The 13,788-nt window shown below is 65.7% G+C and carries 10 protein-coding genes; 5 read left to right on the top strand and 5 right to left on the bottom strand.

Annotated features, from left to right (window positions below; translation table 11 throughout):
* Window positions 1–366 precede the first annotated feature (366 nt).
* From G503_RS0105515 to G503_RS0105505, 3 genes are all read left to right on the top strand, one after another.
* On the top strand, window positions 367–1,713 hold the full coding sequence (locus G503_RS0105515; RefSeq protein ID WP_051190964.1) for an SLC13 family permease: 1,347 nt from the start codon (window positions 367–369) through the stop codon (window positions 1,711–1,713).
* Between the two features lie 258 nt (window positions 1,714–1,971).
* Complete coding sequence (locus tag G503_RS0105510) at window positions 1,972–2,403, top strand: MOSC domain-containing protein (protein WP_028026791.1); 432 nt, start codon at window positions 1,972–1,974, stop codon at window positions 2,401–2,403.
* Window positions 2,404–2,793: 390 nt separating this feature from the next.
* Window positions 2,794–3,249, top strand: coding sequence for a hypothetical protein (locus tag G503_RS0105505; protein ID WP_028026790.1), 456 nt, complete (start codon window positions 2,794–2,796; stop codon window positions 3,247–3,249).
* A gap of 53 nt (window positions 3,250–3,302) precedes the next feature.
* On the opposite strand, the gene G503_RS0105500 is transcribed toward G503_RS0105505, so the two are convergent.
* Entirely contained in the window at window positions 3,303–4,790 is a 1,488-nt protein-coding gene (locus G503_RS0105500) for a S10 family peptidase (protein ID WP_028026789.1), read from the bottom strand.
* Window positions 4,791–4,869: 79 nt separating this feature from the next.
* The gene (locus G503_RS13910) at window positions 4,870–5,853 is read right to left on the bottom strand and encodes a DMT family transporter (RefSeq protein ID WP_051190963.1); all 984 of its coding nucleotides are present in this window, start codon (window positions 5,851–5,853) and stop codon (window positions 4,870–4,872) included.
* 112 nt (window positions 5,854–5,965) lie between these two features.
* Here G503_RS13910 and G503_RS0105490 point away from each other — a divergent pair, with 112 nt between their 5' ends.
* On the top strand, window positions 5,966–6,862 hold the full coding sequence (locus tag G503_RS0105490; protein ID WP_028026788.1) for a LysR family transcriptional regulator: 897 nt from the start codon (window positions 5,966–5,968) through the stop codon (window positions 6,860–6,862).
* A gap of 181 nt (window positions 6,863–7,043) precedes the next feature.
* On the opposite strand, the gene G503_RS0105485 is transcribed toward G503_RS0105490, so the two are convergent.
* Both G503_RS0105485 and G503_RS13905 read right to left on the bottom strand, forming a co-directional pair.
* Window positions 7,044–8,837, bottom strand: a complete 1,794-nt coding sequence (locus G503_RS0105485; RefSeq protein ID WP_084636306.1) for an ABC transporter ATP-binding protein — start codon at window positions 8,835–8,837, stop codon at window positions 7,044–7,046.
* Window positions 8,838–9,002: 165 nt separating this feature from the next.
* Entirely contained in the window at window positions 9,003–10,448 is a 1,446-nt protein-coding gene (locus G503_RS13905) for a response regulator transcription factor (protein ID WP_051190962.1), read from the bottom strand.
* Window positions 10,449–10,661: 213 nt separating this feature from the next.
* On the opposite strand from G503_RS13905, the gene G503_RS0105475 reads away from it, so the two are divergent.
* Window positions 10,662–12,314, top strand: a complete 1,653-nt coding sequence (locus G503_RS0105475) for an FAD-dependent oxidoreductase (RefSeq protein WP_028026786.1) — start codon at window positions 10,662–10,664, stop codon at window positions 12,312–12,314.
* A 197-nt stretch (window positions 12,315–12,511) separates the two neighbouring features.
* Here G503_RS0105475 and G503_RS0105470 read toward each other — a convergent pair whose 3' ends face one another.
* Window positions 12,512–13,309: a ZIP family metal transporter gene (locus G503_RS0105470; RefSeq protein WP_235715500.1), complete on the bottom strand. Its 798-nt coding sequence runs from the start codon at window positions 13,307–13,309 to the stop codon at window positions 12,512–12,514.
* Window positions 13,310–13,788 lie beyond the last annotated feature (479 nt).

The following is a 13,788-nucleotide window of genomic DNA, read 5'->3' as shown; positions in this document are numbered from 1 at the left end:
CGCGCCGCCTCTCGGTTATCGAACCACCCCAAAAATGCATGAGATTTCGAGTTATGAGCGTCTCCAGAGACGATTTCTTCGGAAAATCGGAAAAGCCCGAATACTGGAAACACTCTGACCAGGCATTTTCCGAAAGCCGTTTCTGGACATTGGGCACGACGCGAGAATCAGACGCTCATAACTCGAAATCTCGTGCAGAGAAGGGCCCTATAAGCTGAGCCCCAATAATGGGGTCGGAAGCTTTTGTTTCCAGTCCCCCTATCGGGGTCTCGTCCGTAACGCCGGACCTTCCCGGCAGTGGCACCCTGCGTTCGCGGAAGGTTGGGGTACACTACGAGCGTTGCCGATTTCAAGAAAGGGCGCCCCTTGCACGCCACCGTCTTCGCCCCCATCGCCTTTCTGCGCGAGCACGCCGTGCTTGCGGTATCGGCCGTAGCGGCGGTAGTCTCCATGGTGGCGGTGCCGCCCGACAGCGCGTATTGGGGATATTTCGACGGGAAGACGCTCGGCTGCCTGTTCTGCGTGCTGGCCGTGGCGAGCGCTCTCAGGCTCATGGGCGCTTTCGACCGCGCGGCCCGGACCGTCGTCGCGCGATTCGGGAGCCCGCGATCCCTTGCGCTTGCGCTCGTACTCACCACGGCGGTGCTCTCGTGCGTGGCCACCAACGACATGGCTCTCATCATGATGCTGCCGCTGTCGGCCGCCACCCTCGTGGGCGCAGGGCAGACACGACTGATACCGGCCGTCTTCGTGCTGCAGAGCCTGGCGGCGAACCTCTGCGGCATGATCGTGCCCTTCGGCAATCCGCAGAACCTGTACCTGTACTCGTACTACGGGCTGCACCTTGGCGACTTCCTGCGCACCATGGCGCTCCCCTTCGCTGTGTCCGCGATCGGCGTCGTTGCCGCTACTTGGTGGCTCGCAGAGCGACCCGGCAGGAAGAATGCGAGCGGGGAAGCCAGCACGCGCGCAACGGCCGGCGGAGAAACGACAGCGAGCAGGGGCGCGCCCGCCTCCGCCGCGGAAACTCCCGCCTCCCCTGCGCCGGCGACGACTCCATCGCCTTCGGCTCCGGCCGCTTCAGCACCGCCCGCAACCCCGCCGCATTCAGTTGCGGCCGCATTAGCGCCGGCCGCAACCGTTCCCATCATGCCGCTCAGTCGCCGCCGTCTCGGCGCCTACGGCGTGCTGCTGGCCCTCACGCTGCTGGCCGTGTTCCGCGTCCTGCCCATCGCCGTGGCCGTCGTCATCGTGGCCGTCGCCCTCGCCGCGCTCGACCGCCGGGCGCTGGCCGCCGTGGACTGGCCGCTGCTCGCCACCTTCGCCTGCTTCTTCGTGTTCGCGGGGAACCTGGCCCGCATCCCCGAACTGGCCGCGTGGCTCGGCCCGCTCATGGACGATCACGGCCTCGTTATCAGCGCCGGCGCAAGCCAAGTCATCAGCAACGTGCCCGCCGCCGTGCTGCTGTCACATTTCACGGACGCGTGGCAGCCTCTGCTCGTCGGCGTGAACATCGGCGGCGCGGGCACGCTTGTGGGCTCGCTCGCCAGTCTCATCACCCTTCAGCATTTCACCAGCGTGCGCAAGGTGTTTCCCCAAACGCGCACCATGCCCGAGCTGTCCACCGCCCGCTTTCTCGGTCTGTTCAGCGCCGTGAACATGATCTTCCTCGCGGGATTGCTCCTCATCTGCATGATCACCCTCCCCTGGTGACACTCCCCTGGCGTCGCCGCTCTTTCCGCACGCGGGCACCCCTGCGGATCGCCGCCCTCTCCCAACACGCCTAGCCGTCCTTCTCCGACACTCCCAACCCTTCCTATTATTCTCCCTTGCGAATAGTCCAGGAATTCGCTAGAATTTTCCCCACGCCGAAGTTTCCCCCTCTCGTCGTGCAGCGGGCCGGGGATATGTCCGATGCACCGGGCGGGTCGAGAGTGGCGCACGGCCTGTCGCCAGCGAGAAAGGTGCATCATGGGCGTTGTCAAAGCCGTATGCACGAGCAGCATCAAGGGAATCCAGAAAACCGAACAGGACGCCATCGAGCTGAAGCCCGATTGGGGCATCGAGGGCGACGCCCACGGCGGGCCGTGGCACCGCCAGGTGAGCCTTTTGTCCTACGAGCAGATCGAAGCCTTCAAGGCGCGCGGGGCCGACGTGGGCCACGGTTCCTTCGGCGAGAACATCGTCGTGGAGGGTTTCGACTTGAAGAGCCTCCCCATCGGCACGCGCTTCGCCTGCGGCGACGTGGTGCTGGAGCTGACTCAGGTCGGCAAGCAGTGCCACGCCCACTGCGCCATCTACCATCAGGTGGGCGACTGCATCATGCCCCGCGAGGGCGTGTTCTGCAGGGTCATCGAAGGGGGTGCCATCGCCCCCGGCGACACCATCGAGATCGCGGAGTAGCCCCCCCCCCCGCGACCAAAGGTCCTTGGGATTTCTGCGTACGCGCGAATTTGGAACATTTCGCCAGAAATTTCGTCGTACGCAGAAATTGAGAGAGCGCCATGAGTCCCGCCTGCACCTCGAAGGATCTCGGAGCGGCCATCCGCGCCGAGCGAAAACGCCAGAACCTCGCCCAAACCGGCCTGGCCAACTTATGCGCCGTCAGCCGCTTCCTCATTTCCAACCTGGAGAACGACCGAACAGTCATACCGGCTCGACCTTCTCGCCGGTCTGCAATCTTACGCGCTCCCGTTCCCTCTTCGTTACGATTTTGGCCGGGGCACAAAAGCGGGGCGCGTGCTATAGTGGCGGTGGCTTCATTCGCAGCTCAAACGACCCCAAGGAGCCCCCATGATTACCACCGAAGTGGCATTTGCCCGCTCGACGTGGCGGAAATCCCGCGAATTCAGCGCGGCCTTGCATGATCTGGCCCAGCGCATGCCCATGGAGCTGGTGCGCCTCTACGTTACCGAGGGCGTGCGCACGCCGCGGGTGCGCACCGACTACTACGATCGCATCGATGAGCTGCGCGCCCTGCGCCAGGAAGCCCTGTTGGGCGAGATGCCCCATATCGAGGCCCAGGCCGAGATCTGGCTGGACGAGCACCCCGCCGAGGCGGCCCGCATCGCCGCCGAGAACGGCCTCACCGAGGCCAACGCCGAAATGCTGTTGGGCACCGCCGTGATGAACGGCACGAGCCCCGCCTTCGGCTTCACGCCCGAAACCTACCTCATGGCCCCCAGCCTGCGCGTCTACGAGCTCTTCATCTGGTACGACGAGAGCGAGCGCTGGACCTGCGAGCCCTAGAGGCTGGTGCTCGCCCGAAAGCGCGCGAGCACCAGCCGCAAAAGGCGAGTCCCTTAAGCCTCGTGGCGCTTCGCGTAGAAGGCCTCCAGCTCGGGAATCATCTTCTCCAACGTGGGCAGGTCTTCATAGGCCATGTGCCCGTTCTCGTGCACTTTGTACTCGATGCGGTCCGTGATGGAGGCGGGCATGAACATCTTGGAGATGGAGTGCTTCACGTTCCAGAACGGCGTGGCCGCATCGTGGATGCCGCCGAAGAACAGCACGCGGCAGAACGGGTTGCGGCGCAGGGCCGTGCCCATGTCGTAGGCGGTGTTCGGGCACACGGGGCTGCCCATGGTGCCGGGGGCCTGGTGGGTCCAGTTCCATTCCTCGTTCACCTTCATGGACAACAGCATGTTGATGGACGAGCCCTTAAAGCCAGTTTCCTGCACGAGCTTCATCCACGCGGACTGGTCGGGGGTCATGATGGCGTCGCCCGAGGGATCCTCGCCGGCGAAGAACTCGTTGTCACCCTGGACGTCCATGTAGGCCGGCTCGGTGAAGCGGGTGTCATACCGGCCGCAGAACAGGCCCTCATCGGCCATGATGCTCTTACGGAAGGTGTCCAGCTCGATGCGCAGATGGCGCTTCTCGATGAACTCCGCGGGCAGGCCGATCAGCTCGCTCATCTCGACGGCCAGCTCGTGCTCCTCGGCCGGGGTGATGGAATCGCTCGCAATGAGGGCGCGGCCGTACTTCTCGTCCACGAACTTCCACGCCTTGTCAAACCACGCGAACTGGTCCACGCCGGCGCCGGCCTTCCCGAAGTAGTTGGCCGTGGCGGCGTACACCGGCAGCATGCCCATGTAGTACAGGTCGTTGCCGGCCAGGGTGGGCGCGTAGTCCAAGATGGAGGACTGCTCGATGACGCCCGTGAGCGCAATGCCGCGCTCGCCGAGCACGCGCATGAGCACCGAGTTGCGCATGGTGCCGTAGGACTCGCCATAGAGGTACAGCGGGGTGTTCCAGCGCTCGTGGGCAGTGAGCCATTGGGCGATGCCGCGCATGAAGGCATCCGCGTCGCCGTCGACGCCCCAAACCTTCTTCGGGTCGTAGTCCTTGGCCACCTGGGAGTAGCCGGTGCCCATGGCGTCCAGGTACACCAGGTCGGTGGTGGGCAGCAGCGAGTAGGGGTTATCCTCGGGCGCAGTGGGGCAGGGCAGCTGCCTCAAGCTGTTGATGGGCACGCGGCGCGGGCCGAGGCCGCCGATGTTCACCATGGCCGACGAGCCGCCCGGGCCGCCGTTCCAGCAGAAGGTGACGGGGCGGTCGGTCTTGTCCTTCTCGTCGCTGACGTAGGACAGGGCGAACATGTGCCCGATGAGCTCGCCGTCGTCGGTGTGCAACGGCAGCAGCTCGGCGGTGGTGGTGTACTTGACGGTCTGCTTGCCGTTGGTCCAGGTCATCGCCTTGCTGGCCGGCTCGGGCACCGGCTGGGCGGGCGCAGCGCCCTTTGCGCCGTCATTGATAGTGACCGTGAAGGATGGGGTTGTCTCTGCCATGGTTGGCTCCTTAGTCGCGAAAAGCGCCCCGAAAAGGTGCGCCGAATACGCTTCAGAGCCTACCCGCCGCCGCGCCCCTTTACCGCGTGCGCCGCATCCTTGTCACAAAACGAGGGGAAAGCCGTAGCCGGGCCGTGAACTGTCTAGCCGATGCCGGGCGGCGGTGCGCCTCGCGGGTGCCCCAGCGGCGCTCGGCCCGCCCGCGAGGGCCGTGGAGCACGCCACTCGCCAGCACGATGGCCACCACGATAAGACCCATGCCCGCCAGCGTGAACTCGTCGCAGGGCTCGCCGAGCACCGCGATGCCCAGGCCGCCGGCCACCAGCGGCGTCAGCGCGCAGAACAGTCCCACCTGGTCGGCGGACAGATGCTGCTGGGCCACGGGCTGCAAGGTGAAGCCGAAGCCCGTGCACACCACCACGAGCGCGGCCAGGGCACCCCACTCGGCACGACCCGCCGGCAGCGTCGGCTGCTCGAACGCGAAGGCGGCCACCGCGCCGAGCGCCCCCATGACCCCGATCTCCACGATGCCGATGGCCAGCGCATCGCCCTGGCCCGCGAAGTGCTTCGTCGCCAGAATGGATGCCGTATACGAAAGGGCCGCCGTCAGCGCCAGCGCCTCGCCCAGACCGAACGACCCCACGCCGCCGCGACCCAGCGTGAGCGCGGCCACCCCCGCAAGCGCCATCACCGCGGCCAGCATCACCGGCCACGGCGGCCGACGGCGCAGCAGCACCGCGCCGGCCACGGGCACGAGCACGATGGCCAGGTTCTCCAGGAAGGACACCGTGGATGACGGGGCCGTCACCAGAGCGTTCAGCTCCAAAGACATCGTCGTGAAGAAGATGACGCCCAGCACGCAGCCGGCCCGCAGTGCGCGCCGCGAGGCCCGCATCAGCGGCCGATGGAACACCACGGCCAGCACGGCGAAGGCCAGCAGGAACCGCAGCCCCAAAAGCGAGAACGGGCCCATATCGACCAACAGCATCTTACTGAACAGAAATGACGTCGCCCGCGCCGCGATGATCCCCGCAAGAAGCATCTCCGCCTGCCGCATGGTCATAACGACCCCCTTCATCGGAACACCTTGCCGCAAGGGTAACGCTCGACTATCATTGCGAAAAGCGCGAATAAATCAATGATGCTATGACAGAAACGCAAAGATAGGGAGCGCCGTGGACACCGAGAAATGCACCGTGCTGCTTACCGCCATCGACCAGGGCAGCCTATCGGGAGCCGCCGAGGTCTTAGGCTATACCCCCTCGGGCGTCAGCCGGCTCGTGGCCTCGCTCGAAGCCGACCTGGGGCTTCCCCTGCTCACGCGCAGCAAGGGCGGCGTGACCCCCACCCCCGAATGCGAGGCCCTGCGCCCGCGCCTCGCCGAGCTGGCCACCCTCGGGCGCGCCTGCCGAGAAGAGGCCGCCGCCGTGCGCGGGCTGGAAGCGGGCTCGCTCACCGTGGGCAGCGCCTACCGGCCGCTGTACCGCGCCCTGGCCGCCACCATCGCTGCCTTCAGCGCTGAGCACCCCGGCATCCAAGTGCGCATCGAGCACGCGAACAGCTCCACCTTGGCCGCGGGCATGGCCCGGCGTGCCATCGACTTCTCGCTCATGAGCCGCCGCGAGATCGACTGCCGTTGGACGCCGCTGGCCCAAGACGCCATGGTGGCCGTCGTGCCGCCTGACCACGCCCTGGCCCACGCCGATGCCTTCCCCATCGAACGCCTGCTCAACGAGGCGTTCATCGAGCTGTACCCCGGCGAGGACTGCGACAACTCGCGCACCCTTACCGCCGCCGGCATCCGCCCGCGGGCCGCCTACACCGCCCACGATACCTCCGCCGCCTTCGCGCTGGTAGAGGCGGGGCTCGGCATCGCGCTCATGAACGACATCTACGCCCGCTCGGCCCGCGAGCGGGTCGCCGTGGTGCCTCTGGCTCCCACGCGCATCGTGGAGATCGGTATCGCCGTGCCCCCGGGCCGCCCCTCGCCGGCCCTCGCCGCCTTCGAGGCCTTCGCCATCCCGCGCCTGCAGAAGGTCTCCGCCTGGAACCTGGAGGGCCGGGCGCTCTGAGCGACGGCGCAAAGCCCCTAATCGAGAAGGCGCCGAGAGCACCCGCACCAGGCCCGCGCACCAGCATCCGTGCCAGCACCCCCATGGCCGTGCGGCCGTGCGGCCGCGCGCTCCCGCGGCCGGCGCATCCGGCCAGGCACCCGGCCGTCCCCAGTCGCCGTCCACCCACCCGCTCGCGCCCCTATTCCCCGAACTGCATGCGGTAGTAGCGCGCATAGGTGCCGTTCGCGGTCAGAAGTTCGTCGTGGGTGCCCTGCTCCACCACGCGGCCCCCTTCCACCACGGCAATCAGCTGAGCGCTGCGGATGGTGCTCAAGCGATGGGCGATGATCAGCGTGGTGCGGCCGCGGGACAGCTCGTCGAGCGAGGCCTGGATGGCCCGTTCGCTCTCGTTGTCCAACGCGCTCGTGGCCTCGTCCAGGATGAGGATGCGCGGGTCGCGCAAGAACACCCGAGCGATGGCGATACGCTGCTTCTGACCGCCCGACAGCCGCGCGCCGCGCTCCCCCACCCGCGTGTCGAAACCCTGGGGCAGCGCCTCGATGAAGCTAAGCGCGTTGGCGCACCGCGCCGCTTCCACGATCTCGGCATCGGTGGCGCCGGGCCGCCCGTAGGCGATGTTGTCGCGCACCGTGCCTGCGAACAGGTACACGTCCTGCTGCACGATGCCGATGGCGCCCCGCAGCGATTCCAGCGTCACGTCGCGCACGTCCACCCCGTCGATGAGCACCGCGCCGCCGTTCACGTCGTAGAAGCGGGGCAGAAGCGAGCAGGTGGTTGTCTTGCCGCCGCCCGACGGTCCCACAAGAGCCACCGTGGCACCCGCCGGAATGTCGAGCGACAGCCCGCGCAGCACCGGATCGGCGTCGTAGGCGAACTGCACGTCGCGATATTCCACATGGCCGCGCTCGGCGGGATCAGCCTCAGCCAAGCTCGCGGCTCCCGGGCGGTTCGCCACATCGGGATGCTCGTCCAGCACCTCCATGAAGCGGCGGAAGCCCGCATAGCCCTTCTGCAGCGTCTCGGTGAAGTTGATCAGCTGCTCAACAGGCGAGATGAAGATGCCGATGTAGAGCGCATAGATAGCCAGGTCGGTCACGGCCAGCGTGCCCTGGGCCACGAAATAGCCGCCGCCCACGACGGTCACCGTGTACAACACGCCCATGAACAGCGAGTTCATAGCATGGAACGCGCCCAAGAACCGATAGGAGCGCTTCTTCGTGTCCAGAAAGGCCTCGTTGGCGTTGCGGAACTTCTCGCGCTCAGCCGCCTCGCCGCCGAAGGACTTCACCACGCGGATGCCGCCGAGGGAATCCTGCACCGTGGCGTTGATGCCGGCCATGCGCTCGCGGTTCTCGCGGAACACCGTGCGCCGCCGGTAGTTCAGCGCGAACGACAGGGCCGCCATCACGATGGTCGCCACCAGCATGATGGCCGTCAGGGGAACGTTGATCATGAACAGAAGCGCGAAGGATCCGATGATCTTCAGCGTGCAGATGAACAGATTCTCCGGTCCATGGTGCGCCAATTCCGAGATGTCGAACAGATCGCTTGTCACCTTCGCCATCATGGCTCCGGTGTTGTGGCGGTCGTAATAGCTGAACGACAAGCGCTGGAACTGGGCGAACAGATCGCGGCGCATGTCCGCCTCCATGTAGGCGCCCATGATGTGGCCCCAGCAGGTGATGAAGAACTGGCAGGCCGTGCGCACCGCATACAGCCCCAGAAACAGCAGCAGAATGAGCCCCAGGCCGCCCAGAATGCGCTCGGGCGTTTCCAAGAAGAACTCCTTGGTGAAGAAATTCAGGAACTGCGGGAAGGCCAAATCGATGGCCGCCAGCACGCAGGCGCAGGCCAAGTCGGCGAAGAAGAGCCCCTTGTAGGGCCCGTAATAGCCGATGAAACGCGCCCACACCCGCCGCGCCGACACCTCGGCATAAGACTCGCGCAATATATCGTCAGTGGTCGAAGACACGCTATCACCTCAGTCGGTTCCGTTCAAGCAGATGCCCCCATCATACCCCGCCGTACAGCCCCGGCCCCAAACCGTTCGGCAACGGGCATCCGCGCCGAAAGCCCCGGACAACCCGCACCCCAACGCCCGCGCCCCAAAGCCCGCGCCCGCCCCAAAACCGGCCGCCTACCCCTTCGCGGGCAGCGCGCCCTTTCCCGCGGCGCCGCGCACGATGACGTCCATGAGGCTCTGACGATCGCACACGCCGATCTTGCGGTAGATGCTGCTGATGTGGTGCTTGGTCGTGCTCTCCGCGATGCACAGCTCGCCGGCGATGTACGGAGCGCTGCGGCCCTCGGCCAAAAGTGTCAGCACCTCGGTCTCGCGCGGAGTCAGACCGCATTGCTGGGCCAGGGCCGCGCATCGGTCGGCCGCGCCGCTGCCCGACTCTTCCAAGGGACGCGCCTTGTACAGCTTCGCCAGGTCCACGGGCGTGAACACCACACTGCCCACCAGCACCACGACCACCACGCCCGCCAGATAGGCCACCGAGCTGGTCGCACCGTCCAACCATCCCGTCATCATCAGGCCGTACACCGCGCCGGAGGCCAGGGTGGTGCCGAAACGCATGCCGAACAGCGCCAAGCCGAAGCACAGGGCCACGGGGCGCCTCATGCGGAAGGCGATGTCGGTGGACGCGATCATCACGAGCATATCGGTGCTGTACACCGCCAGCAATACCAGCCCGTTTCCCATAAACGCCTCGCCCGACGGCAGCACTGCCAACAGCACAAGTCCCACCACGAAAAGGGGTACGATGGGCGTGTACAGGGAAAGCACCTCCACCGCCGGCTGCTTCAGCACCAGATACAGCACCAGCAGCACCATGCCCACCCCGGCCACCACGAGCGAGGAAGACAGCGTCGCCGACGTGGCGATGCCCGACACGTTCAAAAAGCGCTGGACGAACCCGTGCACGGCGCCGATGACCACCACGGCCACGGCCACGCGCACCACCGAGACGGACTCGATCTCGAAATCGATCTGCGAGGGCTTGCGCTTCGGCTCGCCCCGGCAGGCCCACAGTGCCGCAGCAGCCACCACCGGCAGTAGGCACGCGACCACGCCCGCCACCACCGAGGGCAGCGCCACCACCACGAAGTACACCACGAAGGCGAAGGCATAGGAGGCGTACAGCGACCGCCCCACGCGCCCCGTGGCCAGCGTAGACCACAGCTCGCCCCACATGATCAGCAGCAGGGCATTGCCCACGGCGAAGGGCACCGCGCCCACGAAGAACCCCGGAGCCACCGCCCCCGCGTAGAAGAACGTCTTGAATCCGAACAGCCCCAGCGACCCTGCAGCCGCCAAGCCACCGGCCACCGCGCAGCTGCCGCGATAGGCGCCGAACGAGCCGAAGCGCCGCCCCGCCCCCACGGCCGCCAGATAGCCCAACGTCGTAAGCACCGTGATGCAGAAGAAGCTGTTGAACAGCGTGCCCGATTCCGAGCGCTGCGGCAGCAGCAGATCAGTGCACATGGCCAACATCCACCAGGCCTGCCAGAAGCCGAAACCCACCAAGCGAAACGGAATGCCGAAGACGCCCGACGACGATCGCGTATTCAATACCATAGCGTTGTTCCCTCCCGAAACTCTCTTCCCCAGCATAGCAAACCGGCGCAAAAAGCGAGGTGAGACCTATGGCACCATTCGTACTATTTTAGGGTCTCCGCGCGGAAATAGCCCCTTTCGCCCGTCGCCGCCGCACCGGTGCCGCCCCTAAGATGGCCCCGAGTTCGGCGGAGCAAGACGACTGCCGACGAGGGAGCATTCAAAGGAGGAATCATGGAAACCAATCTCACCCGACGGGGATTTCTGACCGGTGCCGCCACCACGGGTGCCTTGGCCGCCTTCGGCGCGCTGGCCGGCTGCGCCCCGGCCGCCCCGCAAGCTGCGAGCAACGGCGGCGACCTCGCCCAAACCGGCGAGGCAGCGACCACCGGCTGGTCGTGGGAGACGGCACCGGCGCCCATCGCCGACGGCGACATCGTGGCCACCGTCGAGTCCGACATCGTCATTGTGGGCGCCGGTCTTGCCGGTGTGACGGCCGCTTGCCGTGCCACCGAGCTGGGGGCCAGCGTGACCGTGGTCGAGAAGATGCCCTTCCCCAGTAGCCGCGGCGGGCACTACGCCGCCTACCAGAGCCGCGCCATGACCGAAGCCGGCATGACCAACGACCCCAAGGACGAGATCGTGGCCGACTGGATGCGCTTCTCGGGCAACCGCACCAAAGAGGAGCTGGCATGGCTGTTCATGGATCGCTCCAGCGAAGTCATGGACTGGCTGGACGATCTGTCCGGCGACGCGCTGAACATCATCCCCATCTACACCCATTACGCGGGCCCGCAGTACTACGAGCACATCGGCACTCACGTCATCCGCGGCGACTTCCCCGACAACGAGAACAAGATCAGCGCCCCGGTCTACTTCATGTGGAAGCAGGCCGAGTCCCAGGGCGCCTCCTTCGTGTTCGACACCCCAGCAGAACAGCTGGTGAAGGAAGGCGACCGTGTGACCGCCGTCATCGCCAAGGGCGCCGACGGCTACGTGAAGTACGTGGGCACCAAGGCCGTCGTCCTGGCCACCGGCGACATTTCCGGCGATCCGGAGATGATCGAGGCCTACGGCGACAAGCTGGGCCTGAAGCCGGTCGTGAACGCCTACACCCCCGAAGGCGCCAACACTGGCGACGGCCAGAAGATGGGCATGTGGGTCGGTGGCCGCATGCAGGAATATCCCGTTCCCACCATGATCCACCTCATCCGCTATTGCGGACTCAGCTTCGGCTTCATGTACGTGAATCAGGAAGGCCGCCGCTTCATGAACGAGGACACCTGGATCCAGGCGAAGTCCATCCGCATCATGGAGCAGCCCGGCGGCGAGTTCGCCTGGAGCGTGTTCGACAAGAACTGGGCCGACGACGTGGCCCGCTCCATCCCGCTGGCCGGTGGCCAGTTCTGGGACGACATGTCGCGCACCACGCCCGAATGGACCCCGGAATCGGCCACGAAGGTGATCGAAGGGGCGCTGGAGGCCGGGAACGCCGTAACGGCCGACACGTTAGAAGAGCTCGCCGCGGCCATGGGCGTAGACGAGGCCGTCTTCCTCGCCGAGGTGGAGAACTACAACGCCCTGCACGCAGCCGGCGAGGACACCCAGTTCCACAAGCGCGCCGAGCTGCTGAGCGCCATTAAAGAGCCGCCGTTCTACGCGCTGAAGTTCGGCCCGTCGCTGCTCGCCATGCCCGGCGGTCTGGAGATCAACGAGAAGCTGCAGGTGCTCGGCGAGGGCGACGAGCCCATCGAGGGCCTGTACGCCATTGGCAACGCCTCGGGCGGCCGCTATGCCCTGGACTACCCGGTGTTCATCAATGGCAACAGCCACGGATCAGCCATGACCTGGGGGTACGTCGCCGCTGAGAATATCGTGAACGGCTAACCTTCCCCGCGCCCGGTTTGCGAGCCAAGCCGACCATGCGGAATGCGCGAGCTGCACGCACGAACCGCTTCTCCCTCCCAAGGCCCGCCAGCGCCCCTCCCCGCTGGCGGGCCTTCTTTGTTGTCAGCCGCACGCATTCGGCCGCGAGCTCGCGCCGGCGACTGAATAGCCCGGCTCTCCGCTGCGCCTCGCAGCCCCTACCCCAGAGCCACGTCCAGCACCATCATCAGGACGAAGCCGAAGGCCACGCCGATGGTGCCGATATTGGTGTGGCGACCCTGCTGGGTCTGGGGAATCAACTCCTCGGTGACCACGTACATCATGGCGCCCGCAGCGAAAGCCAGCACGTAGGGAAGAAGCGGGGTCACCAGCCCCGTGATGGCCACCATGAGCGCCGCGCCCACCGGCTCCACGGCCCCGCACAGGGTGCCAGCCAGAAACGCCTTGGGCCGCGACATGCCGTTGCTCGTCAGCGGCAGCGACACGATGGCCCCTTCGGGCACGTTCTGAATGGCGATGCCGATGGACAGCGACGCCACCGAAGCCAGCGTGATGGTGGGATCTCCCGCTAGAAAGCCCGCCAGCACCACGCCCACGGCCATGCCCTCGGGCAGATTGTGGATGGCCAGGGCCGCCAGCATCATCGTGGGCTTCTTCAGCGTGGAAGCCGGGCCTTCCGGCTCGTCGGCACCCACGTGCAGATGGGGCGTGAAATGATCGATGGCCAGCAGCAGGAACATGCCCGCCAGGAAACCCACGGCCGCCGGCAGCCACGACGGCACCGGACCACCCTCGGCCGCCTCCAACGCCGGCGCGATCAGGCTCCACACGCTGGCGGCGACCATCACGCCAGCGGCAAATCCCAAAAGTGCCTTGGTAAAGCGCTCGGACATGCCGCGGCGCATGAGGAACACGAGCGCCGCCCCCAGGGTATTCCCCAGAAACGGCACCACGAGCGCTATGCACGCGCCCACTGCAACCGGCTCTCCCATCATCTTCCTTTCCCGCCGCCAAATCAGTCCCCGACAGCATAGCGCTTCCCAAAACCCTCACCATACTGCAGTCTCGCCGCGTTTCCCCATCGTAGGGAACAGAATCCTGCCCCCTTGTGATATGTCGCGCTGCACATCAGGGCGTCCCTGCGCCAAGCACCGCGACGCACCACTCTGGGTCAAGGGGCAACCCACCCAGTCGATCTTATGCGTTCCGCTATCGAAATATGGAATATCTGCTTTATTAAACATTTTCTCTCATTGGTGCCTTTTCGGAAATCGAAAAAGCAGATTTTCCACCTTCCTTATTTTCCCGATAGCCACGGGAAGCGAAAAATTCCGACATAACCCCAGGTCAATAATTTCACCGACTTAGATGCTTTCTGGCAGAGCAAAGACAGTGCACAAAAAAGCAGATATTCCATCTTTGCAACGTGGAATATCTGCTTTTTGAAAATAGAGATGTGCCCTTCAAGCGAAAA

The organism is Adlercreutzia mucosicola DSM 19490, from assembly GCF_000422625.1.
GTDB classification, from domain to species: Bacteria; Actinomycetota; Coriobacteriia; order Coriobacteriales; family Eggerthellaceae; genus Adlercreutzia; species Adlercreutzia mucosicola.
Note: the sequence above shows the minus strand (reverse complement) of the source record. Positions and strands in the feature narration are given on the sequence as shown.